Source organism: Nocardia sp. NPDC102475 (assembly GCF_055584605.1).
Genome location: NZ_JBVJLS010000026.1, coordinates 27,800 through 50,255, shown reverse-complemented (window position 1 = coordinate 50,255; position 22,456 = coordinate 27,800). Strand labels below are relative to the sequence as shown.

The window sequence follows — 22,456 nt, the reverse complement described above, 5'->3', positions numbered from 1 at the left end:
CCGGCTTCACTACCTACACGAACGGCCCTATGGCGAATCGACACCACGGACAGAAATCGGTCGGATATTTCGGTGCCCGCCGAAATATCCCGGCGCGATCATGGTGTGGTGCAAACCCGAGGAGCCGAACTGGCCGGACTGGCCACCCTGCTGGCCGACCGCACCCGTGCCGATATGTGCCTGGCACTGGTCGACGGTCGCGCCTGGACGGCGGGTGAGCTGGCACGCCACGCTGGAGTTGCGCCGTCCACCGCGACCGAGCACCTGAACAAACTGTTCGACGGCGGTCTGCTCATCGAACGCCGTCAGGGCAGGCACCGCTACGTGCAGCTGGCGAGCCCACAGGTTGCCGAGTTATTGGAGACGATGGTCGCCCATCTGGAACCGGTGCACCCGGAACCCACGACGCTGCGCGCGTCCACCGCGGCGGCGGCCCTGGCCCGTGGCAGAACCTGCTATGACCACCTCGCGGGCCGACTCGGTGTCGCGATCACCGCCGCCATGACCGAGCGCGAACTGCTCGATGACGAAGGCGGCTTCGCCCTCACCGAGGCGGGCATGGCATGGCTGACGGGGCCGATGGGCGTCGAGGCGGACACACTGCGGACGCGCCGCCCGATTGCCCGCCCCTGCCTCGACTGGACCGAACGCCGCACCCACCTCGGCGGTGCCGCGGGCGCACAACTGTGCCGCCGACTGCACGCGCTGGATTGGGTGCGACGCGTCGGATCCGGCCGCGCTGTCCGCCTCACCCAGCAGGGTGAGATCGGTCTGCGCGAGGCGCTCGGTATCGATCCCGCAACAGTGGGCTGACACCGCGCCCGTTTCCGCGCAGGATCGATCGAGTGCCGAATCTCATCGACACGATTGACCCGCCACCGTCCCGGGTATCACTGCCCGGGCGTTATGGAACCGCCTGGTGACGTGGGACAGGATCGGTAGAGCAGGACCCCGTTCATGAATGGGCTTGCATAATCGTGCATAATCATCACATGGTTGATTCGTCGAGTAACCCAGTGTTGCGGGTTGCTGTGGCCGGTGCCAGTGGATACGCCGGCGGTGAAGTGCTGCGTCTATTGCTCGGTCATCCGGCCTACCGCGACGGGCGCCTCGTCATCGGGGCGCTGACCGCCGGCTCGAATGCGGGCAGCACGCTGGGGGAGCTGCAGCCGCATCTGCTGCCGCTCGCCGATCGCGTGCTCGCGCCGACCACGCTCGACGAGCTGGCCGGCCACGACATCGTCTTCCTCGGCCTGCCGCACGGTCAGTCCGCCGCCATCGCCGAGCAACTGCCGGAGTCGACGGTGATCATCGACTGCGGCGCCGACTTCCGGCTGACCGACGCGGCGGCCTGGGAGAAGTACTACGGCACCACCCATGCGGGCAGCTGGCCGTACGGCCTACCGGAGCTGCCGGGCGGGCGCGAGCGGCTGCGCGGCGCGCGCCGGATCGCCGTGCCCGGTTGCTATCCCACGGTCGCCAGTCTTGCGCTGGCACCGGCGATCGCGGCCGGAATCATCGAACCGAAGGTGAATGTTGTTGCGGTGAGCGGCACTTCGGGCGCGGGCCGCAAACTCGACATCGGCCTGCTCGGGTCCGAGGTGATGGGTTCGGTGCGGGCCTACGGCATCGCGGGCGCGCATCGGCACACCCCGGAGATCGCGCAGAACCTGCAGGCCGCCGGTGGCGCCGAGGTCGCCGTATCGTTCACCCCGGTGCTGGCGCCGATGCCGCGTGGCATCCTCGCGACCTGCACGGCTCCGACCCGAGTCGACGCCGACCAGGCTCGCGCGGTCTATGAAAAGGCTTACGCCGACGAACCATTCGTGCAGCTGCTGCCGGAAGGCACACTGCCGCAGACGGGTTCGGTGCTCGGCTCCAATGCCGTGACCCTGCAGGTCGCGGTGGATGCCGATGCCGGACTGCTCGTGGTGATCGGCGCGATCGACAACCTGACCAAGGGCACCGCGGGCGCCGCGGTCCAATCCATGAATCTGGCCGTCGGATTCGACGAGACCGCAGGACTTTCCACCGTAGGAGTGGCACCGTGACGACGATCGAAACTCCGGCAGGCAAGCTGGTCCGGAGCCAGGGCGTGACCGCACCGCTCGGCTTCCGGGCGGCGGGCATCGCCGCTGGCATCAAGGCCAGCGGAAATCCCGATCTGGCACTGGTATTCAACGAGGGCCCGGAATACGCGGCCGCGGGCGTGTTCACCCGCAACCAGGTGAAGGCCGCACCGGTGCTGTGGTCGCAGCAGGTACTCACCGCCGGCCGCCTGCGTGCGGTGATTCTGAATTCCGGTGGGGCCAATGCGTGTACCGGTCCGGGCGGATTCCAGGACACCCACCAGACTGCCGAGGAATTGGCCAAGGCACTGAGCAATTGGGGCACCGAAACCGGCGCGGGCGAAATCGCGGTCTGCTCAACGGGTTTGATCGGCGACCGGCTGCCGATGGACAAGGTGGTTCCGGCCGTCACCGAGATCGTGCACGAAATGGGCGGCGGGCTGTCCGGCGGTCTCGATGCGGCATACGCGATCATGACCACCGATACCGTGCCCAAGGAAGCGGCCTTCCACCACCGCGACAAGTGGAATGTCGGCGGCATGGCCAAGGGGGCGGGCATGCTCGCCCCATCGCTGGCGACCATGCTGGTGGTGCTCACCACCGATGCCGCCGCAACTGCCGAACAACTGGATCGCGCGCTGCGTAACGCGACTCGGCTCACCTTCGACCGGCTCGATGTCGACGGCTCCTGCTCCACCAACGACACCGTGCTGCTGCTGGCCAACGGGGCGAGCGAGGTCACGCCGTCGCAGGAGGACCTCGACGCGGCGGTGCTCGCGGTCTGTGACGATCTGGCAGCACAACTGATGGCCGACGCCGAGGGCGTGACCAAGCGGGTGCAGATCACCGTCGCCGGTGCGGTCTCCGAGGACGAGGCGCTGATCGCGGCGCGTGCCGTCGCCCGCGACAGTCTGGTCAAGACCGCGCTCTTCGGTTCCGACCCGAACTGGGGCCGGGTGCTCGCCGCCGTCGGTATCGCACCGATCACTCTGGATCCGAACCGGATCTCGGTGTCGTTCAACGGAAATCCGGTGTGCGTCGACAGCGTCGGCGCACCGGGTGCGCGCGAGGTCGACCTGTCGGGCGCCGATATCGAGGTGCGGATCGAACTGAATGTCGGTGCGGGCACCGCCACCGTGCGGACCACCGACCTGTCGCACGGCTATGTCGAAGAGAATTCGGCCTACAGCTCATGACCAGCGATGCGGTGCAGGAACTTTCGGCGTTGGACAAGGCGCACGTCCTCGCCGACGCACTGCCGTGGCTGCAGAAGTTCCGCGACAAGATCGTGGTCGTCAAATACGGCGGCAATGCGATGATCGATGCGGAGCTCAAACACGCCTTCGCCGCCGATATGACGTTCCTGCGCACCGTCGGCGTACATCCGGTGGTGGTGCACGGCGGCGGACCGCAGATCAGCGCGATGCTGAAAAAGCTCGGGCTGCAAGGTGAATTCCGTGGCGGCTTCCGTGTCACCACACCCGAGGTGATGGATGTGGTGCGGATGGTGCTGTTCGGTCAGGTCGGCCGGGAACTGGTCGGGCTGATCAATGCGCACGGACCGTACGCGGTCGGCATCTCCGGTGAGGACGCGCGGCTGTTCACCGCGACCCGGCGCACCGTCGACGTCGACGGCGAGGCCACCGATATCGGTCTGGTCGGCGATGTCACCGAGGTGAATGCCGACGCAGTGCTCGACCTCATCGGCGCGGGGCGTATTCCGGTGGTTTCCACCATCGCCCCGGACGCCGACGGCGTGGTGCACAACATCAATGCCGACACCGCCGCCGCCGCACTCGCCGAGGGCATCGGCGCGGAAAAACTGGTGATCTTGACCGACGTCGAGGGCCTCTACACCAACTGGCCGGACCGTTCGTCGCTCACCTCGCACATCGACGCGGCCGAACTGGCCGAGTTGCTCCCGCGACTGGATGCGGGCATGGTGCCCAAGATGGAAGCCTGCCTGCGCGCCGTGCAGGGCGGGGTGCCGACCGCGCATGTCATCGACGGTCGCGTCCCGCATTCGGTGCTGTTGGAACTGTTCACCGGAGAAGGAATCGGAACGATGGTGACGCCCGCCCCGCTGCCGACGAGCGCGGCGGACACACTGAACGGAACGAAAATATGAGCGAGACAGCAGAGCTGCAGCAGCGGTGGTCCGCCGCGTTGATGAAGAACTACACCACCCCCAAGGTCGCGCTGGTGCGCGGCGCGGGGGCGGTGGTCTACGACGCGGACGGCAGACGCTACGTCGACTTCCTCGGCGGTATCGCGGTCAACAGCCTCGGCCACGCCCATCCGGCGATTCTGGAAGCCGTTACCCAGCAGCTCGGCACGCTGGGCCACACCTCGAATATCTACGCCAACGAACCGGTCATCGAACTTGCCGAACGGCTGCTCGCGCATTTCGGCGACGGTGAATTCGGAGACGGCCACGGCCGCGCGTTCTTCTGCAACTCCGGCACCGAGGCCAATGAGGCGGCGTTCAAGATGGCGCGGCTGACCGGGCGGCACAAGATCATCGCGACCGACGAGGCATTCCACGGCCGGACCATGGGCGCGCTCGCACTCACCGGACAGCCCTCCAAGCGGACGCCGTTCGAGCCGATGCCCGCGGGTGTCGTCCACGTGCCCTACGGCGATGCGGCGGCGCTCGAAGCGGTTGTCGACGAGGACACCGCGGCGGTATTCCTCGAACCGATCATGGGGGAGAGCGGTGTTGTCGTGCCGCCCATCGACTATCTGGTGAAGGCGCGGGAGATCACCGCGCGTCACGGTGCGCTGCTGGTGCTCGACGAGGTGCAGACCGGTATCGGCCGGTGCGGAAAGTTCTATGCGCACCAGGCATTCGGCATCGTGCCCGATGTGATCACGCTGGCCAAGGGGCTCGGCGGCGGGCTGCCGATCGGTGCGGTGCTGGCTACCGGACCGGCCGCCGATCTGCTGACGCCGGGACTGCACGGCACCACATTCGGCGGCAATGCGGTCTGTGCCGCAGCGGCTTTGGCGGTACTGCGCACGATCGATGAGACCGATCTGCTCGCCCACGTCGAATCCGTCGGCAAGCGGCTCAGCGACGGCATCGAGCTGCTCGAGCACCCGCTGATCGATCATGTGCGTGGTGCGGGTCTGCTGCTCGGTATCGTGCTTACCGACGATATCTCGGCCGAGGTCGAGAACCGGGCGCGGGAGGCGGGCTATCTGGTGAATGCGCCCAAGCCCAACATCATTCGGCTCGCGCCGCCGCTGGTGCTCACCGAGACCCAGTCCGACAATTTCGTCGGCGATCTGCCCGAGATCCTGGACGGTGCGATCGCGGACGCCAAGGGGGGCAAATGAGTACAGCATCGCGGAGCGATTCCATGAGGGGTGGCGGCCGGGAGACGGGTGGGCCACTCCGGCACTTTCTGCGCGACGATGATGTCACGCCTGCCGAGCAGGCCGAAATCCTCACGCTCGCAGCGGAATTGAAAAAGGATCCGTTCGCGCACCGGCCGCTGGAAGGGCCGCGCGGAGTCGGGGTGATCTTCGAGAAGAACTCCACCCGCACGCGGTTCTCCTTCGAAATGGGCATCGCGCAGCTCGGCGGACATGCGGTGGTGGTCGACGGTCGCGACACCCAGCTCGGTCGCGAGGAGACCCTCGGTGATACCGGCAAGGTGCTCTCGCGCTACGTCGATGCGATCGTGTGGCGGACCTTCGAACAGGAGCGTCTGGACGAAATGGCCGTCACCGCAACGGTTCCGGTCGTCAATGCCTTGTCGAATGAGTTCCACCCGTGTCAGGTCCTCGCCGATCTGCAGACCCTCGCTGAGCGCAAGGGCAGCCTGGTCGGACGCAACCTCACCTACTTCGGTGACGGTGCGAACAATATGGCGCATTCGCTGCTGCTCGGTGGTGTGACCGCGGGTCTGAACATAACCATCGCCGCGCCAACGGGTTTCGAGCCGCTGCCGTGGATTCTCGAGGCCGCACGCAAGCGTGCCGCCGAGACCGGTGCGACCATCACCCTCACCGGCGATCCGATTGCCGCCGCGGCGGGTGCCGATGCTCTGGTGACCGACACCTGGACCTCCATGGGGCAGGAGAACGACGGCCTCGACCGCGTCGGCCCGTTCCGGCCGTTCCAGCTCAACGACGATCTGCTCGCCAAGGCGCAGCCGGATGTCGTTGTGCTGCACTGCCTTCCGGCGCATCGCGGCGAGGAGATCACCGACGAGGTGCTCGACGGACCGCACAGTGTGGTGTGGGACGAGGCGGAGAACCGGCTGCATGCGCAGAAGGCGCTGCTGGTGTGGTTGCTGGCCAAGCGGGGTGAGGCGCGGTGAGCCGTGGGTTCGGCCGAGCGAGACGTTGCGGCGAGGCATGGTCATGACCGTTCAGCCCGACGCGGGTAAGTCCGCCCCCGCAATCGCTCGAACCCGCGCCGGCCGCCAGTCCCGCATCATCGAACTGCTGACGGCGCATGCGGTCCGCAGCCAGACCGAACTCGCCGCACTGCTCGCCGCCGAAGGCATCGAAACCACCCAGGCCACCCTGTCCCGCGACCTCGATGAACTCGGCGCCGTGAAGTTGCGCGCCGCCGACGGTGGGGCGGGTGTCTACGTGGTGCCCGAAGACGGCAGCCCCGTCCGCGGCGTCATCGGCGGCACCGACCGGCTCTCCAAACTCCTCGGCGACCTCCTGGTCTCCACCGACTCCAGCGGCAATATCGCCGTCCTGCGCACCCCACCCGGCGCGGCCCACTACCTGGCCAGCGCCCTCGACCGCGCCGCCCTCCCCTTCATCGTCGGCACCATCGCCGGCGACGACACCATCGCCGTAATAGCCCGCGAGCCCCTCACCGGCGCCGAACTAGCCGCCAAAATAGAAGAGTTGGCTTGAGCCTGCCCCGGCGTCCTCAGCGTGGTCACGCTTGGCGCATAGGGCACACAACCTGTGCGGCGTAGGTGCAACCTGAGCGATGTGATCGCGAGGGGATGTCAGCCGAAGGGGTATTCGCCGCCGCCGTGGGAGGTGCCCGGGGTGCCGACGTTGATGATGTCCTGTACGAGGTCGACTAGGGCGCGGCCGATGTTGAGGACGTCGTTGCCGAGGGTGCTGAATTCGCCTGCTATGAGGTGCAGCAGCATGGGGTCCGTCCTTTGCCCGCTCCGATAGTTACCGGATAAAGCGTGACATAGGTGGACAGGGGTGCCAAGGTGCTACCGGAAGGTGGAACTCGGACCCGGTTGTGAATGGGCTTGCATCATCGTGCATAATCATTTGCATGACGGTGCGGGCCGCCTGACGTGCGATTGGGCGCGTCGGTGGGCGCCGCGCCCCGCCGCCCGCGGACGCGGGCACGACCTGCAGACAAGCACGAAACCGAGGAGCACAAAGACATGTCCGAGCGCGTCGTACTCGCCTACTCCGGTGGGCTCGATACCTCCGTTGCGATCAGCTGGATCGGCAAGGAGACCGGCGCCGAGGTCGTGGCAGTCGCCATCGATCTGGGCCAAGGCGGCGAGGACATGAATGTGGTGCGCCAGCGCGCGCTGGACTGCGGCGCCGTCGAGGCGATCGTGGTCGATGCGCGCGACGAATTCGCCAACGAGTACTGCCTGCCGACCATCCAGGCCAACGCCATGTACATGGGCCAGTACCCGCTGGTCTCGGCGATCAGCCGCCCGCTCATCGTCAAGCACCTCGTCGAGGCCGCCAAGTTCCACGGCGCGAGCACCGTCGCGCACGGCTGCACCGGTAAGGGCAACGACCAGGTCCGCTTCGAGGTCGGCATCGGCGCGCTCGCCCCCGACCTGAATGTGATCGCCCCGGTCCGCGACTACGCCTGGACCCGCGAGAAGGCCATCGCCTTCGCCGAGGAGAACCAGCTCCCGATCAACGTCACCAAGAAGTCCCCGTTCTCGATCGACCAGAACGTGTGGGGCCGCGCGGTGGAGACCGGCTTCCTCGAGGACCTCTGGAACGCGCCGACCAAGGACGTCTACGACTACACCTCGGACCCGACGGTCAACTTCGAGGCGCCCGACGAACTCATCGTCACCTTCGACAAGGGTGTGCCGGTCGCCATCGACGGCCGCCAGGTCAGCGTGCTCGAGGCCATCGTCGAGCTGAACCATCGTGCGGGCCGTCAGGGGGTCGGCCGCCTCGATATGGTCGAGGACCGGCTCGTCGGCATCAAGAGCCGCGAGATCTACGAGGCCCCCGGCGCCATCGCGCTGATCACCGCGCACCAGGCCCTGGAAAACGTCACCATCGAGCGCGAACTGGGCCGCTACAAGCGGCAGGTCGAGCAGCGCTGGGGCGAGCTGGCCTACGACGGCCTCTGGTTCTCCCCGCTCAAGCGCGCGCTGGACGCCTTCGTCGCCGAAACCCAGCAGCACGTCACCGGCGAGATCCGGATGGTGCTGCACGGCGGGTCCGTCGTGGTCAATGGCCGCCGCTCCGACCAGTCGCTCTACGACTTCAACCTGGCCACCTACGACGAGGGCGACACCTTCGACCAGTCCCTCGCCAAGGGCTTCGTGCAGATCCACGGCCTGTCCTCCAAGGTCGCGGCGCGGCGCGACCTCAACCAGAAGTAGGCAGTGGCCTCGCCTTCGCTCGGGCCGAGCGCAAGAGATCAGCGACGGACTTCGTCCGACTGCGCCTATTAGGCTCGATCGGGTCGGCGCGCAGTGAGTCGCCGACCCGAAAGGAGCGCTATGCGGACCGACGACGACAGCTGGGATATCGAATCGAGCGTGGGCGCCACCGCTCTCGGCGTCGCGGCAATGCGAGCCGCCGAGAGCCGTCGCCCGGACGCACTGTTCCATGACCCGTACGCCGAAGTGCTGGTGTGCGCCGTCGGTTCGGAATCCTGGACGCGCATCGTGCGCGGGGAGATCCCGGATCTCGAGGAGGCCGCGACAGCGGCGATGGGCCCTATTATTTCGGCCCTCATCGCACGCACTTGCTACCTCGACGCCTACGCCCAGGAGGCGGCCGCCGACGGCATCCGGCAGCTCGTCATCCCCGCCGCGGGCCTGGACGCCAGGGCCTATCGTTTCGAATGGCCGGTCGGCACAACGGTTTTCGAACTGGACCTGCCGAAGGTTCTGGAGTTCAAGGAGAGCGCGCTGGCGGATTTTCCGCCCGCGGCAGACCGCCGCGCGATCGCGGTGGATTTGCGCCAGGATTGGCCGGCGGCGTTGCGGGACAATGGATTCGATCCGGCCGCGCCGACCGCATGGCTGGTCGAAGGCCTCTTGCGTTACCTCCCCGCGGACGCTCAGGATCGGCTGTTCGACAACATCGTGGCATCGAGCGCACCGGGCAGTCGCATCGCGATCTACCGCTCATCCGGTTCCGCGCCGGACTCGAAGGCGTTGCGGGAAGCGCGATCGGCCGGGGTCGACGTGACGGTCGATGTCGGCGAACTGTGGTACTCCGACGAGGGCCGCAGCGATCCGATCGACTGGTTCACCGAACACGGCTGGACGGTGTCGCGTGCCGATCCGGCCGAGGTGCTGCGCGGCCGGGGCCGGGAGGTATCCGACGCGGCCGCCGCCCACCTGAAGACCCACATTTTGTTCACCGCACGACGACCCGGAGGAGACAGCACACGATGACGCAGAGTGGCAGCACCAACGAAGGGGCGCTCTGGGGCGGACGTTTCGCGTCCGGACCGGCCGCGGCAATGGCCGCGCTGAGCAAGTCGACCCATTTCGACTGGGCGCTGGCTCCCTACGACATTCGCGCGTCGAAGGCGCACGCGCGCGTGCTGCACAAGGCGGGACTGCTGTCGGAGAGCGACCTCGCCGCCATGCTGGCCGGACTGGATCGCCTTGCGGCGGACGTGGATTCGGGCGCGTTCGCCCCCGCCGAGGCCGATGAGGACGTGCACGGCGCGTTGGAGCGCGGGCTGATCGAGCGGGTCGGCGCCGAACTCGGCGGTCGGCTCCGGGCCGGGCGTTCGCGTAATGACCAGGTGGCCACGCTGTTTCGGATGTGGCTGCGCGATGCGGCCCGCCGGGTCGCCGCCGGACTCCTCGATGTGGTCGACGCGTTGGTCGCCCAGGCCGCCGCGCATCCGGACGCGGTAATGCCCGGCAAGACGCATCTGCAGGCCGCACAGCCGGTGCTGCTCGCCCACCATCTACTCGCACACGCGCATCCGCTGCTGCGAGATATCGATCGGCTGCGCGACTTCGACAAGCGGGCGGCGGTGTCGCCCTACGGTTCCGGCGCACTGGCCGGATCCTCGCTCGGACTCGATCCGGAAGCCATTGCGGCCGAACTGGATTTCGATGCCGCCGCGGCGAATTCGATCGATGCCACCTCCGCACGTGATTTCGCGGCCGAGGCGGCCTTCGTGCTCGCCATGATCGGTGTCGATCTGAGCCGGATGGCCGAAGAGGTGATCCTCTGGAGCACACCGGAATTCGGCTACGTCACCCTCGCCGACGCCTGGTCCACCGGCTCGTCGATCATGCCGCAGAAGAAGAATCCGGACGTCTCCGAACTCACCCGCGGCAAGGCAGGCCGCCTCATCGGCAATCTGACCGGACTGCTGGCGACCCTGAAAGCCCAACCGCTGGCCTACAACCGGGACCTGCAGGAGGACAAGGAACCCCTGTTCGACTCGGTCGCCCAGCTCGAGCTGCTGCTCCCGGCCATCGCGGGCCTGGTCTCGACACTCACCTTCCACACCGACCGCATGGCCGAACTCGCCCCCGCCGGTTTCACCCTCGCCACCGATATCGCCGAATGGCTTGTCCGCCAGGGTGTTCCGTTCCGCGTCGCGCACGAGGCCGCGGGTGCGTGCGTGCGCGCCGCCGAGGCGCGTGGCGTCGGCCTCGATGAGCTGACCGACGAAGAATTCGCCGCCATCGATCCGGCATTGACCCCACAGGTCCGCGAAGTGCTCACCGTGCAGGGCTCGATCGCATCCCGCAATGCGCGCGGCGGAACCGCGGGCGTGCAGGTCACAGCGCAACTCGACGAAATCCGCAACGCAGTCGACGAACTGCGCCCCCTTTTCGCCTAGCCGGGTTCGCCTTCACCTCGGGCCGACGCGACCAAGATCAGGTGGAATCCATAGTGGCATTGCTCGAGAAGCCCCCGCCAACAGTTCCACCTGATCTTGATCTTAATCCGCGCGGGGCCACTGGTGGGCGGCCCGGGGATGGCGGGGTCAACGGCCCAGCAGGTCGGCCACGTGCATCAGCGGCGCGGCGATTGCGGGGATCGCGGACGGATCGCGCAGCCGGCCCGCCCGGTACGTCAGCAACTCCTGACCGACAAGGCTCCAGTCCGGGACGGTTCCGGCGAGATGCGCGTCGATCAGCGGTTGGCCGACGAGCCAGCGGGCGAAGTCCGGGTCCGCGGCGCTGATCCGGAAGCGAGAGTCGAACGAGACGTTGCCGGTGGCGGTGGGCTTGTCGCCGAACAGTGTGCGACCCAGCTTGGACAGCACGCCGCGGGTGGACACGTTGACCGATGGGAAGGGGCGGTCCAGCAGCACCATGGTCGCGATCAGGTGGTGCGTTGTCGTCGACCTGTGCGACGCGGAACGTCGGCCGACTGTCGCAGCGACGGTTTCCGTTTCGTATGCGTACTCCGCCACCGTCACCCAGCGGCCACCGATCTGCCCTGCCAATGTCACGCCCAGATGGCGTCCCCCGTTGGGCATGCGCGAAACCCACCGAGCCCGCGAGCTGTCCGCGAACGTCCACCCGTGCTGGGTCGCCCACTGCCGCAAGATCCTTCGGCGCTCGCGCTCGGCGCGAATCGTCAGCGGAACGAACACGATGAGCGTGACCAGTATCAGGATCGGCCCGGCCAGGACCAAGATCACCGCTGCGTCCATTGTCCCTCCTCGATCGACGACCGAATTCTCCTGTGCCGACCTTTCGATCGGGATGGTCAAATGCTTATGGCGCCGACCGCACCCCATCCGCCCCGGTTTACGCTGCGCCGATGACCCTGCTGTTGCTGGCGCTGGCCATCGCCTCCGAAATCACCGCGACCGTATCGCTCAAAATCTCGGACGGTTTCACCAAATTGGTGCCTTCGATCATCGTGGTCATCGGCTACAGCGCGGCCTTCTTCTTCCTGTCTCGAGCACTGAAGCGCGGCATGCCGATCGGCGTCGCCTACGGCATCTGGTCGGCGGTCGGCGTCGCGGCCATCGCCGTGATCGGCGTCCTATTCCTCGACGAACGACTCTCGTTGATCCAGGTCGGCGGCATCGCCTTGGTGATTCTCGGTGTCCTTGCCCTGGAACTCGGTGGCGCACACTGACATCCGCGCTGCGAGATTGTCGGTGGGTGGCTGTTGAATGACGGCTCATGAAGAGAGATTTCGAGGCGGGGACCTTCACCGCGGATCGACCGGCGGCGCCGGCGGCGGTGCCCTTCGCGGGCAATGATCCGGCGGAAGCGTTGGCGGCGTATGGGATCGAGCTACCGGCGGCGTCGGTGGTCGAGCGGACGGTGTCGGGGGCGCCGGTGTGGGTGGTATCGACCGAGCCCGGTTATGCGGCGGCCGCGCTGTGGGAGCAGGTGCGGGAGGTGCATCCTAAGACCGGATTGTGGCCGGTGCTGACCAAGACCCAAACCTGGTATCAGACCGGATCCGAGCGCGGCTGGGAGCAATCGCGTGAGTTGTCGATTCCGGAATTCCTCGCCGGAACCGATGCGGCGGACTGGTTGCGCGAGAGATATCGCGAGCGGTCGGGCGATGACTACGAGATTCCGCGAGGCGGACCGGACTGGGCCGAGCTGGATCTCGAGCTCTACGACTACGACGGATTCGATTGGGGCGACGTCTGGAGTATTCGTGGCGATTGCGAAGAATTCGATCAGCTCGCCCTGGTTCCCGCCGTGAATTCCTGGATGGTTCCGTACGAACTGCAATGGTCGGGTGCGCTCAACTGTGACCTCGACGGCGCCGACCACGCAGTGATGCTGCGTCGGTGGGCGGCGTCGGAGCGCCGCTGCGAACTCGTCGCCTTGGATTCCGACACGCTGTGGCTCGCCGTCGCACACGAGCCGGAGTTGACCGAAGACGCCGCGCTCGCGCAGGCATTGGAGGCGTACCTGTACTGCCCGGATGCCGCCGAACAGGATCGCGATTCACTCGATGAACTCGCCGAATCCCTGCTTCGGCAGCTGTGGCGTTTCTGGTGGGACTGATCGGTCTCGTTGCGCCCTGCGCATTTTGTCGAATTCGTCCCATGAGAGGTGGCGGCGAACGTAGCATCGGCCGATGGATCGGACGTTTGCTCAGCTGAGTCGACGCGGGTGACGGTATGGCATCGGAACCGGGCGACGTAGTACTCGAGGCCCACTCGTTGGTGAAACGCTACGGCGGTGTCGAGGCGTTGCGGGGAGCCAACTTTCAGGTGCGCGCCGGTGAGGTCGTCGCATTGATCGGCGATAACGGCGCGGGCAAGTCCACACTGGTGAAATGCCTTTCCGGGGCGGAACAACCGGATTCGGGGACCATCGTGCTGGACGGTTCGGAAACGGTGCTCGGCTCACCGACCGCCGCACGCAGGCTCGGCATCGAAACCGTGTACCAGGACCTCGCCGTCGCACCCGATCTGGACCCGGCCGCCAACCTCTTCCTCGGCCGGGAGTTGGTTCGCCGCGGATTGGCGGGCAGACTCGGCATGCTCGACAAGCGGGCGATGCGGACCCAAGCCGTCGAACACTTCCGGCGCCTCGGCGTGACGCTACAGAGCACCGATGTGCCGATCGGCGCACTGTCGGGCGGACAGCGCCAGAGTGTGGCCGTGGCGCGTGCGGTGCTGTGGGCAAGCAAGGTCGTCTTCATGGACGAACCGACCGCGGCGCTCGGCGTTGTGCAGCGCGAAAGGGTGCTCGAGGTGATCCGCAATGTGCGCGACCAGGGCATTGCCGTCGTCCTGATCAGCCACAATATGCCCGAGGTGCTGGCCGTGGCGGACCGGATCGAGGTGGTGCGCCTCGGCAAGCGGGTGGCTCGATTCGTCGCCGCCGATGCCACGCTGGAGCAGTTGGTCGGTGCGATGACCGGAGCGCTGTCACACGAGGACGCCGCATGACGAAAGCAGAGCCGAATGGTGGCCCCGATCTGCCGGAACGCACGGTGCTGCAAAGGCTTCTCGGCGCGAGCACGCTGTGGATCGGTGTGGTGCTCGTCGTATTGTGCATCGTTTTCAGCATCATCCGCCCCGACGCCTTCCCGACCCGTTTCACCCTGCAGACGCTGCTGATCGAAACCTCGGTGCTGCTGGTGCTTTCGGTCGGCATGACGTTCGTGATCATCACCTCGGGCATCGACCTGTCGGTCGGCATGGTGCTGATCTTCGCCGGTGTGCTCGGCGCGAAAACGATGGAATGGCTGAGCCCCGACGAGAACGCCACCGGCGCGGGGTGGGGGATTATCGGTGTCGGCCTTTTGATTTCCATTGCGGGCGGCGGCATCTGGGGATTGCTCAATGGAATTCTGGTGGCAAAGGCCAAGATTCCACCGTTGATCGTCACACTCGGCTCGTTCGGCGCGGCACTCGGTGCGGCACAACTGATCACCGGCGGTGTCGACACCAGGACGGTGCCCGATAAGCTGCGCGACTCCCTGGGCTTCGGGACATCGCTGGGCGGCGTACCGAATCTGGTGCTGGTCGCGGCGGCGGTGACGGTGCTCGCCGCCTGGGTGCTGCACACCACGCGATTCGGTCGCTACACCTATGCGATCGGCTCCAATGAGGAGGCCGCGCGGCGTTCGGGCATCGCGGTCACGCGCCACCTCGTGCTGGTCTATCTGATGACCGGATTACTCGCCGGACTGGCCGGATTCATGAATCTGGCCTACTTCGGCACCACCACCATCGGCGGGCACGGCACCGACAATCTGGATGCCATTGCCGGTGTAGTCATCGGCGGAACAAGCCTTTTCGGCGGAATCGGCACCATTGTCGGCACGGTTATCGGCGTTTTCATTCCGTCGGTGCTGCGCAAGGGATTCGTCATCGCGGGGGTGCCGGTGTTCTGGCAACCGATCGCGGTGAGCGCGGTTCTGGTGGGGGCGGTGTGGTTCGACCAACTGCGCCGCCGAGCCAGGGACCGCAAGTAGAGAGGTAAGCAGTTACAGCACTGCGCGATAAGAGAATAAGGCGGAGGTAGCCAAATGAGGGTGGCGAAGCGGACCGCGGTGATGATCGGCGCGATGGCGGCGATCGGCACGCTGGTAGTGGGATGTGGTGGCTCGGTGAACAATTCCGGCGGCACGGATGCCAAGAAGTTGGTGCTGATTCCAGGTGTCGCCGACGAACCGTTCTACATCTCCATGCAATGTGGCGCGCAGGACGAGGCGAGCAAACTCGGCTACAAGCTGGAGACACAGGCGCCGACGAAATTCGATGCGGGCGCCCAGACTCCGGTACTGACCGGTGTGGTGGCCAATAAGCCCGGCGGCATCCTGATCGCCCCGACACATGCGCAGGCGATGGCGAATCCGATCAAACAGGCCAAGGATGCCGGGATCAAAATCATCGAGGTCGATACCGCACTGGACGACACCTCGATCGCGCTGTCGTCGATCGCATCCGATAACAAGAAGGGCGGCGAACTCGCGGCACAGACGCTGGCCAAGCTCATCGGTGACAAGGGGCCCGTGCTGGTGATCAACACCAAGGCCGGAACCTCCACCACCGACGCGCGTGCTCAGGGCTTCGAAGATGCGGTGAAGGCCTTCCCGGGCATCACCTCGCTCGGCGTGCAGTACAACAACAATGAAGCGGCACAGGCGGCTTCGATCGTCACCGCGACGCTGGCCGCCCATCCCGACCTCGCCGGGATCTTCGCCACCAACCTGAGTTCGGCCGAGGGCGCGGCCACCGGATTGCGCAACGCCAATAAGCTCGGCCAGGTCAAACTGGTCGGCTTCGATGCGAGTCCGAAGCAGGTCGAGGATCTGAAAGCCGGTACGGTGCAGGCACTTATCGCGCAGGATCCGGCCGGGATCGGGGCGAAGGGCGTCGACGAGGCCGCGGCCGCGCTGGAGGGTAAGCCTGTCACCCGCAATATCCAGACCGATATGGTGGCGATCACCCAGGCCGATATGGATGCCAACTCGAAGTACTTCTACAAGCGGAAGTGCTGACGGGGTCGACGTCGGGTCCGAGCACGCTCGGACCCGGCTAATCCTCCACTCGCACCGCGTACCCCGAATTCTCCAACGCGGCAAGCACATCGTCCCGATGCGTGGGACCCCGGGTCTCCAACGTCAGCGACACCTCGACCTCGTCGACCGCGAGCCACCCACTGGTCCGCGAGTGCACCACATCCACCACACTCGCACCGGTCTTCCCGACCACCGCGAGCAATCCGCTCAACGCACCCGGCCGATCCGAAATCGTCACGCGCACAGCCAGATAACGCCCGGCGGCGCCGAGACCGTGCCCGATGATCCTGGTCAGCATCATCGGGTCGATATTGCCGCCGGACAGGATCGCACACACCGGCCCCTGCAATCCGAGTTCCGTTGGCTCGCAACTCATCAGGGCCGCCACCGCAGCGGCACCGGCGGGCTCGACGATCAACTTCGCGCGTTCCAGACACAGCAGCAGCGCCTTGGACAGCGCATCCTCGTCGACCGTCACCACCGCGGGCACATGTGCCGCGACGTGCGCGAACGGCACCTCACCCGGCAGCCCGACCGCAATACCGTCGGCCATGGTCGACATCCGCTTCGCTCGCACCGGTTTACCCGCCGCCAGCGAATCGGGCCATGCCGCAGCCTCCGCGGCCTGCACTCCAACCACCCGTACGTGCGGTGCGACGTGATGCAGGGCGATGGCGACCCCGGCGAGTAGCCCACCGCCGCCGGTCGGCACGATCACCGTCCCGACCTCGGGCATCTGCTCGATGATCTCCAGGGCCACCGTCGCCTGCCCGGCGACGATATCGGCGTGATCGAACGGATGGATCAGCGTCGCACCGGTCCGCTCGGCGAAATCCAGTGCGGCATCCAGCGAGTCGTCGATGGTCTCACCGACCTGCCGCACCTCGGCCCCATACGCCTTGGTGGCCACCAACTTCGGCAGCGAAGCGCCCACCGGCATGAATACCGTCGAGCGAATTCCGAGCGAGGCCGCGGCCCACGCCACCCCTTGCGCGTGATTGCCCGCACTGGCCGCCACCACGCCGCGCGCCCGATCTTCCGCGGGAAGGTTCGCGATCCGGAAGTACGCCCCGCGCGGCTTGAACGAGCCGGTCCGCTGCAGGTTCTCGCACTTCAGCCGCACCTCGGTTCCGGCGTGCTCGGATAACACCCGTGACGCGACCACCGGCGTCTGCCGAATCACCGGCGCCAATGCCGCCGCGGCCGCCTCGATCCGGTCCAGTCCCAGCAACTCCATGCGCCCATGCTGCCAGCCCATGGCACGGATGCGCTGCCACATGGGCAGAAATCATCCGATGATTCCCGAGCCTATCCGGCCTTCGCGAGACTGTGCGCAATGGCACCGAGCCGCGCCAGCCGAGCATCGCCGAGCGGTGTCAGCTTCCCACCGAGCCGATTGGTGACGAAGGCCAGCGACATCCCGGTGGCCGGATCGGCGAACGCCCCCGAACCGCCGAGGCCGAAATGACCGAACGCGGAGACGGGATCGGCCTTCGACGGCTTCATCGGCACACCGTGGTAACCCAGCGCCCACGGAATACGAAATGCCAGAACGTAATCGGGAGTGAAGACCTGACGCTGGGTGATCTGCTCGATAGTCTCCGGACGCAGCAACTGGAAGTCCCCGAGCCGGCCATCGGTCGCGAGGGCGCTGTACATCCTCGCCAGGGCACGCGCCGAGAAGACACCGTTGACGCCTGGAATCACCGAATCGTGCAGGCGCGGATCGGAAACCATATCCGCGAATCCGCGCGGCGTGGTTTCGGCGGCTGCCGCGAAACGAGTCCGGCCCATGAGCCGCGCGCTGTTCTCCCAGCTCATGCCCGCAACGGTGAGCCGAGGAAAGTTGGTGGCAATACGGCCGCGTTCGGATTCCGGCACCCGGAACCAGAGTTCCTCCGCCGCAAGCGGTTTAGCGATTTCCATGCGCAACAGCTCGGTGAAATCCGACCCGGAGACCCGTCGGATCAGCTCGGCGACCAAGTGCCCGAAGGAGATTCCGTGATAGCCGCTGGTCACCAGGTGACGCGGGTCAGGGGAGCAGGCCGCGAGCGCGGCGGTGACCTCGGCATCGTCCAAGAAACGCGCTACCGGTCCGGGCAGCAGATCGCGCAACCGATGCAGACCAGCCCGGTGCGTGAGCATTTCCCGCACCGTAATGCGCTCCTTGCCCGCCGCTCCGAATTCGGGCCAGTAGCTGGCGACCGGCTCGTCGTAATCGAACAGTCCACGCTCGGCCAATCGGTGTGCCAGCGTCGAGACCACACCCTTGCCGGTGGAATAGGCCATGGCCACGGTATCGGCGGCCCACGGCACACCGGGATGCGCGAATCCGGCCCACACATCCACCACCGGTTCGCCGTGCTGATAGACCACGAGCGCCCCGCCGCCATCGCTCGGCCTGCGGAACAGCCTGTCGAATTCGGCGACCAGGCGCACATAGCGACGATCCACCGACTGCGTTGCCGTAAGTGTCATCGGATTTCCTCTGTCGTTAGACCAACCAACAGCATGGCATGGCGGCGATCGCGGCCATCGCGGAGCCGAAATTCCAACCGTGAGACCAGTCGGTTCGGTGAACTTTTCCTGACCGTCACATCCGCGACCGAGATCGCAATACGGCTCGCATAGCGTGGCCGCATGCCCCCGAGACGACGATCGGCGCTACTGGCCAGGTTGGTTGTCGACGAACCAGGCCGACCGCAAGTGATCCTCGGCGAACTGCGCCGGGTGATTCTGGATGGTGCCGTGCCGCCGTGCACGGTGATCCCATTGCGGGAGGTCGCCGAATTATTCGGCGTCAGCCACATCCCGGTGCGAGAGGCGCTCAAGACATTGATCGGGGAGGGACTGGTCACCCATCAGCCGCACGGCGGTTATGCGGTGGCCCAGCTGACCTCCAACGAGCTGCGCGAAATGTATATCGCGCGGGAGACCCTGGAAACCGCCTCGCTGGCGGCCGCGGTGCGCAATGCCACCGACGCCGACCGCGCCCGCTTGCTCGAAGTGAATTCGCTACTGGAACAGGCGATTCGAGATGACGACCCCGTCGCGTACCACCGCCAATCGCGCCATTTCCATGTGGCGCTGACCAAGCCGTCACGGATGTTCCGGCTGCTGCACATGCTCGAATCGGCGTGGAATGTCACCGAGCCGGTGCAGTCCATGGTGCATATCGGCCGCGGCGATCGGGTGCGCCTGCACACTGATCACGCGCTCATGCTCGATGCGTTCATGGCCCGCGATGTGGATCGCCTGCTGCTGATCGCGGAACGGCACCACCGCAGGTTGGAGACGGTAATCGCGACGCTGCCCACCGATACCGGACTGCTCGCGCCGGAAGATATATCGATCGCGCAATAGCCGGGCAATAACTGCGCAATCGCTGGGCAATGCGCGGTTTCTACCGTCGTTTCGATCACAGTTTCACCCTCGGATGGGAACACCATGACCGAAACACTCACTACCGCGGCCCCGCCTGTACCCGCGCCGCCCGCCTACGACCCACGGCTGACGAATGCGGATCTGGCCCCGCTGCGCAAGCAGAACTGGGGCTCCTACAACATCTTCGCGTTCTGGATGTCGGACGTGCACAGCGTCGGCGGCTACGTCACCGCGGGCAGCTTGTTCGCACTCGGACTCGCCAGCTGGCAGGTGCTCGCGGCGCTGCTGATCGGCATCACCATCGTCTATTTCTTCTGCAATCTGGTCGCCAAGCCGAGTCAGGTGACCGGTGTGCCGTATCCGGTCATGTGCCGCAGCGCATTCGGGGTGCTCGGCGCGAATATCCCGGCCATCATCCGTGGCCTGATCGCCGTCGCCTGGTACGGGATTCAGACCTTTCTCGCCTCGGCGGCACTGGATGTCGTACTGGTGAAACTGTTTCCGAGCCTGGCTCCATATGCCGTCGTCGACGACTATGGATTCCTCGGTCTTTCACTGCTCGGGTGGGGCAGTTATCTATTGCTGTGGGTCGTGCAAGCCTGCGTGTTCTGGCGCGGTATGGAATCGATTCGCAAATTCATCGACTTCTGTGGTCCCGCTGTGTATGTCGTGATGTTCCTGCTCTGCGGCTATCTGATCGCCAAGGCGGGCTGGAGTGCCATCGACCTGAAGCTCGGCGAGGTGAAGTACACCGGCTGGGCCTCGGTCCCGGTCATGCTCGGCGCGATCGCGCTGGTCGTGTCCTACTTCTCCGGTCCGATGCTGAACTTCGGCGATTTCTCCCGCTACGGAAAGAGTTTCGCGGCGGTGCGGCGTGGCAACCTGCTCGGGCTGCCGGTCAACTTCCTGCTCTTCTCGCTGCTGGTCGTGATAACCGCATCGCTGACGGTTCCGGTCTACGGTGAGCTGATCACCGACCCCGTTGCGACGGTGGCACGTATCGACAGCACCTTCGCGATCGTGCTGGGCGCGTTGACCTTCACCATCGCCACCATCGGCATCAATATCGTCGCCAACTTCATCTCACCGGCCTTCGACTTCTCGCACGTCAGCCCGCAGCGGATCAGCTGGCGTGCGGGCGGCATGATCGCCGCGGTCGGCTCGGTGCTGATCACGCCGTGGAACCTCTACAACAATCCGGAGGTCATCCACTACACCTTGGAGGTGCTCGGCGCATTCATCGGCCCGCTGTTCGGTGTCCTCATCGCCGACTACTACCTGGTGCGCAAACAGCAGGTTGTCGTCGACGACTTGTTCACCCTGTCGCAGACCGGATCCTACTGGTACAGCAAGGGTTACAACCCGGCGGCGATCATCGCCACCGCCGTCGGCGCGATCGTCGCGGTGCTCCCGGTGCTCGCCAAGGATGTCACCGGCATGTACACCGCCGCGCAGTACAGCTGGTTCATCGGCTGCGGCCTCGGCTTCGTCACCTACTACCTGCTGGCCACCCGAACCCGGTTGGCAGTGCAGGGAGTTACCGCCTGATGCGCATCCGGGTCGTCAACCCGAACACCACGCGGGCGATGACCGACACGATCGAGCGGTGTGCCCAGGCCGTAGCGGGCCGGGGCACACTGCTCGACGCGGTCACCGCAGAAATGGGGCCCGCCTCGATCGAGAGTCACTACGACGAAGCCCTCAGTGTCCCGGGCATTCTCGCCGCCATCCGACGCGGCGAACAGGAGGCTGTCGACGGCTACGTGATCGCCTGCTTCGGCGATCCGGGCCTGGATGCGGCCCGAGAACTGGCACGCGGCCCGGTAATCGGCATCGCGGAGGCGGCAATGCATACCGCGAGTCATCTCGGCGGCGGATTCAGCATCGTCACGACGCTCAGCCGGACCATCGGCCGTGCGGACGAGCTGGTGTATCGCTATGGCATGCAACGTTTTTGCCGCGGCATCCACGCCTGCGAAATCCCGGTGCTCGCACTGGAAGATCCGGATGCCCGCAAAATCGTCACCGCGGCATGCGGCGACGCGGTCGACGCCGATGGCTCCGATGCGATCGTCCTCGGCTGCGCGGGCATGGCCGATCTCTGCAACCACATTCGCGACGAGATCGGTGTACCGGTGATCGATGGCGTCGCCGCTGCGACCCTCGCTGCCCAGTCGCTGATCACCCTCGGCCTGCGCAAATCAGGTAGGGGAGAGTTCGCCGCACCACCACCGAAGCCGTACAGCGGCCTGCTGCGCTCCTTCGGCTCGAATTACTGAGCTGTCAGGCGGCGGCCAGGGCTTCCATCGCCGCATCGGGATCGTCGACATCGACGACGAGACGGGTGAACCCGGGGCCTGCGAGGTCGATGAGAATGGCATGACCGTCGAATCTGGTGTCCCAGAACTCTTTTCGTCCCTTGCCGCGGTAGGTGCCCGCCGCGATCACGCCGGGAAAGAAGGTGCCCGGTGCGCGGACCCACGGTGGGCGCAGATCGACCGGGGCGGGGGTCACCTCTTTGATATCGGCCAGATCGAAGGTCACGTGCTCGCGCAGGGCCAGCAGTCGGTGCCCGCCGAGCACATGAACCGTCACTTTGTCGTCCGTGACTTCGACTTCGACCATCGTGCACCTCGCTGAATTCAAGACCTCGTACGCGATCCAGGATCCGACTCGCTCCTGTTCGCACCCTGTGTCGTTCCTGTGATTTCTCGAAGGCTTTGTCCGGTGTTACAAGTGCCGCATTCCCGCACGAAATACTTGCTGAAACGTAGATATGCGCATTAGAACATGTGGTTGTCGCGGCCCCTGAGTCGGCCAGACATGGGTCGAACCCAAAAGCAGCGAGG

General features: G+C 66.0%; 23 protein-coding genes. 18 read left to right on the top strand and 5 right to left on the bottom strand.

Features of this window, described 5'->3' with window-relative positions; translation table 11 throughout:
• The first annotated feature begins 108 nt into the window (after window positions 1-108).
• From ACZ60G_RS35360 to ACZ60G_RS35330, 7 genes are all read left to right on the top strand, one after another.
• Window positions 109-813 (top strand): ArsR/SmtB family transcription factor, encoded by a 705-nt coding sequence (locus ACZ60G_RS35360; protein ID WP_465815759.1) that lies wholly within the window; start codon window positions 109-111, stop codon window positions 811-813.
• 179 nt (window positions 814-992) lie between these two features.
• Window positions 993-2,051 (top strand): N-acetyl-gamma-glutamyl-phosphate reductase, encoded by a 1,059-nt coding sequence (argC, locus tag ACZ60G_RS35355; protein WP_465815757.1) that lies wholly within the window; start codon window positions 993-995, stop codon window positions 2,049-2,051.
• Window positions 2,048-3,265, top strand: coding sequence for a bifunctional glutamate N-acetyltransferase/amino-acid acetyltransferase ArgJ (argJ, locus tag ACZ60G_RS35350; protein WP_465815756.1), 1,218 nt, complete (start codon window positions 2,048-2,050; stop codon window positions 3,263-3,265). The genes argC and argJ overlap by 4 nt, the downstream gene beginning before the upstream one ends.
• The gene (gene argB / locus ACZ60G_RS35345) at window positions 3,262-4,197 is read left to right on the top strand and encodes an acetylglutamate kinase (protein WP_465815754.1); all 936 of its coding nucleotides are present in this window, start codon (window positions 3,262-3,264) and stop codon (window positions 4,195-4,197) included. Before argJ ends, argB begins: the two co-directional genes overlap by 4 nt.
• Window positions 4,194-5,408, top strand: coding sequence for an acetylornithine transaminase (locus tag ACZ60G_RS35340; protein WP_465815752.1), 1,215 nt, complete (start codon window positions 4,194-4,196; stop codon window positions 5,406-5,408). The genes argB and ACZ60G_RS35340 overlap by 4 nt, the downstream gene beginning before the upstream one ends.
• Window positions 5,405-6,397, top strand: coding sequence for an ornithine carbamoyltransferase (gene argF, locus ACZ60G_RS35335; RefSeq protein WP_465815750.1), 993 nt, complete (start codon window positions 5,405-5,407; stop codon window positions 6,395-6,397). The genes ACZ60G_RS35340 and argF overlap by 4 nt, the downstream gene beginning before the upstream one ends.
• 43 nt (window positions 6,398-6,440) lie before the next feature.
• Window positions 6,441-6,953 (top strand): arginine repressor, encoded by a 513-nt coding sequence (locus ACZ60G_RS35330; protein WP_465815748.1) that lies wholly within the window; start codon window positions 6,441-6,443, stop codon window positions 6,951-6,953.
• A gap of 98 nt (window positions 6,954-7,051) precedes the next feature.
• Here the strand turns inward: ACZ60G_RS35330 and ACZ60G_RS35325 are convergent, their stop codons facing one another.
• Window positions 7,052-7,201, bottom strand: a complete 150-nt coding sequence (locus ACZ60G_RS35325; RefSeq protein WP_465815746.1) for a hypothetical protein — start codon at window positions 7,199-7,201, stop codon at window positions 7,052-7,054.
• Window positions 7,202-7,453: 252 nt separating this feature from the next.
• Here ACZ60G_RS35325 and ACZ60G_RS35320 point away from each other — a divergent pair, with 252 nt between their 5' ends.
• The 3 genes from ACZ60G_RS35320 (at window position 7,454) to argH (ending at window position 11,100) form a co-directional block, all read left to right on the top strand.
• On the top strand, window positions 7,454-8,656 hold the full coding sequence (locus tag ACZ60G_RS35320) for an argininosuccinate synthase (protein WP_465815744.1): 1,203 nt from the start codon (window positions 7,454-7,456) through the stop codon (window positions 8,654-8,656).
• Between the two features lie 120 nt (window positions 8,657-8,776).
• On the top strand, window positions 8,777-9,682 hold the full coding sequence (locus ACZ60G_RS35315; protein ID WP_465815742.1) for an SAM-dependent methyltransferase: 906 nt from the start codon (window positions 8,777-8,779) through the stop codon (window positions 9,680-9,682).
• On the top strand, window positions 9,679-11,100 hold the full coding sequence (gene argH / locus ACZ60G_RS35310) for an argininosuccinate lyase (protein WP_465815740.1): 1,422 nt from the start codon (window positions 9,679-9,681) through the stop codon (window positions 11,098-11,100). The genes ACZ60G_RS35315 and argH overlap by 4 nt, the downstream gene beginning before the upstream one ends.
• Window positions 11,101-11,247: 147 nt before the next feature.
• On the opposite strand, the gene ACZ60G_RS35305 is transcribed toward argH, so the two are convergent.
• Window positions 11,248-11,922, bottom strand: coding sequence for a hypothetical protein (locus ACZ60G_RS35305; protein WP_465815738.1), 675 nt, complete (start codon window positions 11,920-11,922; stop codon window positions 11,248-11,250).
• A 110-nt stretch (window positions 11,923-12,032) separates the two neighbouring features.
• On the opposite strand from ACZ60G_RS35305, the gene ACZ60G_RS35300 reads away from it, so the two are divergent.
• The 5 genes from ACZ60G_RS35300 to ACZ60G_RS35280 all read left to right on the top strand — a co-directional run bounded on the left by ACZ60G_RS35300 (window position 12,033) and on the right by ACZ60G_RS35280 (window position 16,202).
• Window positions 12,033-12,356 (top strand): DMT family transporter, encoded by a 324-nt coding sequence (locus ACZ60G_RS35300; RefSeq protein WP_397056709.1) that lies wholly within the window; start codon window positions 12,033-12,035, stop codon window positions 12,354-12,356.
• Between the two features lie 47 nt (window positions 12,357-12,403).
• Window positions 12,404-13,249, top strand: a complete 846-nt coding sequence (locus ACZ60G_RS35295; RefSeq protein WP_465815735.1) for a DUF4253 domain-containing protein — start codon at window positions 12,404-12,406, stop codon at window positions 13,247-13,249.
• Between the two features lie 116 nt (window positions 13,250-13,365).
• The gene (locus tag ACZ60G_RS35290) at window positions 13,366-14,142 is read left to right on the top strand and encodes an ATP-binding cassette domain-containing protein (RefSeq protein WP_465815734.1); all 777 of its coding nucleotides are present in this window, start codon (window positions 13,366-13,368) and stop codon (window positions 14,140-14,142) included.
• Window positions 14,139-15,173: an ABC transporter permease gene (locus ACZ60G_RS35285; RefSeq protein ID WP_465815732.1), complete on the top strand. Its 1,035-nt coding sequence runs from the start codon at window positions 14,139-14,141 to the stop codon at window positions 15,171-15,173. Before ACZ60G_RS35290 ends, ACZ60G_RS35285 begins: the two co-directional genes overlap by 4 nt.
• A gap of 54 nt (window positions 15,174-15,227) precedes the next feature.
• The gene (locus tag ACZ60G_RS35280; protein WP_465815730.1) at window positions 15,228-16,202 is read left to right on the top strand and encodes an ABC transporter substrate-binding protein; all 975 of its coding nucleotides are present in this window, start codon (window positions 15,228-15,230) and stop codon (window positions 16,200-16,202) included.
• Between the two features lie 37 nt (window positions 16,203-16,239).
• Here ACZ60G_RS35280 and ilvA read toward each other — a convergent pair whose 3' ends face one another.
• Together ilvA and ACZ60G_RS35270 are read right to left on the bottom strand one after the other, a co-directional pair.
• Window positions 16,240-17,460, bottom strand: coding sequence for a threonine ammonia-lyase (gene ilvA / locus ACZ60G_RS35275; protein WP_465815728.1), 1,221 nt, complete (start codon window positions 17,458-17,460; stop codon window positions 16,240-16,242).
• Window positions 17,461-17,531: 71 nt separating this feature from the next.
• Window positions 17,532-18,701, bottom strand: a complete 1,170-nt coding sequence (locus ACZ60G_RS35270) for a serine hydrolase domain-containing protein (RefSeq protein ID WP_465815726.1) — start codon at window positions 18,699-18,701, stop codon at window positions 17,532-17,534.
• Window positions 18,702-18,863: 162 nt separating this feature from the next.
• Here ACZ60G_RS35270 and ACZ60G_RS35265 point away from each other — a divergent pair, with 162 nt between their 5' ends.
• The 3 genes from ACZ60G_RS35265 to ACZ60G_RS35255 all read left to right on the top strand — a co-directional run bounded on the left by ACZ60G_RS35265 (window position 18,864) and on the right by ACZ60G_RS35255 (window position 21,886).
• The gene (locus ACZ60G_RS35265) at window positions 18,864-19,586 is read left to right on the top strand and encodes a GntR family transcriptional regulator (protein WP_465815725.1); all 723 of its coding nucleotides are present in this window, start codon (window positions 18,864-18,866) and stop codon (window positions 19,584-19,586) included.
• 84 nt (window positions 19,587-19,670) lie between these two features.
• Window positions 19,671-21,155: an NCS1 family nucleobase:cation symporter-1 gene (locus ACZ60G_RS35260; RefSeq protein ID WP_465815723.1), complete on the top strand. Its 1,485-nt coding sequence runs from the start codon at window positions 19,671-19,673 to the stop codon at window positions 21,153-21,155.
• Window positions 21,155-21,886: an aspartate/glutamate racemase family protein gene (locus ACZ60G_RS35255; protein ID WP_465815721.1), complete on the top strand. Its 732-nt coding sequence runs from the start codon at window positions 21,155-21,157 to the stop codon at window positions 21,884-21,886. The genes ACZ60G_RS35260 and ACZ60G_RS35255 overlap by 1 nt, the downstream gene beginning before the upstream one ends.
• A gap of 4 nt (window positions 21,887-21,890) precedes the next feature.
• Here ACZ60G_RS35255 and ACZ60G_RS35250 read toward each other — a convergent pair whose 3' ends face one another.
• Window positions 21,891-22,232, bottom strand: coding sequence for a hypothetical protein (locus ACZ60G_RS35250; protein WP_040689289.1), 342 nt, complete (start codon window positions 22,230-22,232; stop codon window positions 21,891-21,893).
• Window positions 22,233-22,456: the final 224 nt, after the last annotated feature.

Bases quoted from the DNA above. Each gene is read 5' to 3' on its own strand.
- ACZ60G_RS35295 (WP_465815735.1), top strand. From the start codon at position 12,404: ATGAAGAGAGATTTCGAGGCGGGGACCTTCACCGCGGATCGACCGGCG.
- ACZ60G_RS35265 (WP_465815725.1), top strand. From the start codon at position 18,864: ATGCCCCCGAGACGACGATCGGCGCTACTGGCCAGGTTGGTTGTCGAC.
- ACZ60G_RS35250 (WP_040689289.1), bottom strand. From the start codon at position 22,232: ATGGTCGAAGTCGAAGTCACGGACGACAAAGTGACGGTTCATGTGCTC.
- ACZ60G_RS35280 (WP_465815730.1), top strand. From the start codon at position 15,228: ATGAGGGTGGCGAAGCGGACCGCGGTGATGATCGGCGCGATGGCGGCG.
- ACZ60G_RS35315 (WP_465815742.1), top strand. From the start codon at position 8,777: ATGCGGACCGACGACGACAGCTGGGATATCGAATCGAGCGTGGGCGCC.
- argF (WP_465815750.1), top strand. From the start codon at position 5,405: ATGAGTACAGCATCGCGGAGCGATTCCATGAGGGGTGGCGGCCGGGAG.
- ACZ60G_RS35325 (WP_465815746.1), bottom strand. From the start codon at position 7,201: ATGCTGCTGCACCTCATAGCAGGCGAATTCAGCACCCTCGGCAACGAC.
- ACZ60G_RS35320 (WP_465815744.1), top strand. From the start codon at position 7,454: ATGTCCGAGCGCGTCGTACTCGCCTACTCCGGTGGGCTCGATACCTCC.
- ACZ60G_RS35255 (WP_465815721.1), top strand. From the start codon at position 21,155: ATGCGCATCCGGGTCGTCAACCCGAACACCACGCGGGCGATGACCGAC.
- ACZ60G_RS35330 (WP_465815748.1), top strand. From the start codon at position 6,441: ATGACCGTTCAGCCCGACGCGGGTAAGTCCGCCCCCGCAATCGCTCGA.
- ACZ60G_RS35285 (WP_465815732.1), top strand. From the start codon at position 14,139: ATGACGAAAGCAGAGCCGAATGGTGGCCCCGATCTGCCGGAACGCACG.
- ACZ60G_RS35290 (WP_465815734.1), top strand. From the start codon at position 13,366: ATGGCATCGGAACCGGGCGACGTAGTACTCGAGGCCCACTCGTTGGTG.
- ilvA (WP_465815728.1), bottom strand. From the start codon at position 17,460: ATGGAGTTGCTGGGACTGGACCGGATCGAGGCGGCCGCGGCGGCATTG.
- ACZ60G_RS35305 (WP_465815738.1), bottom strand. From the start codon at position 11,922: ATGGACGCAGCGGTGATCTTGGTCCTGGCCGGGCCGATCCTGATACTG.
- ACZ60G_RS35340 (WP_465815752.1), top strand. From the start codon at position 4,194: ATGAGCGAGACAGCAGAGCTGCAGCAGCGGTGGTCCGCCGCGTTGATG.
- argB (WP_465815754.1), top strand. From the start codon at position 3,262: ATGACCAGCGATGCGGTGCAGGAACTTTCGGCGTTGGACAAGGCGCAC.
- argC (WP_465815757.1), top strand. From the start codon at position 993: ATGGTTGATTCGTCGAGTAACCCAGTGTTGCGGGTTGCTGTGGCCGGT.
- ACZ60G_RS35300 (WP_397056709.1), top strand. From the start codon at position 12,033: ATGACCCTGCTGTTGCTGGCGCTGGCCATCGCCTCCGAAATCACCGCG.
- ACZ60G_RS35270 (WP_465815726.1), bottom strand. From the start codon at position 18,701: ATGACACTTACGGCAACGCAGTCGGTGGATCGTCGCTATGTGCGCCTG.
- ACZ60G_RS35260 (WP_465815723.1), top strand. From the start codon at position 19,671: ATGACCGAAACACTCACTACCGCGGCCCCGCCTGTACCCGCGCCGCCC.
- argH (WP_465815740.1), top strand. From the start codon at position 9,679: ATGACGCAGAGTGGCAGCACCAACGAAGGGGCGCTCTGGGGCGGACGT.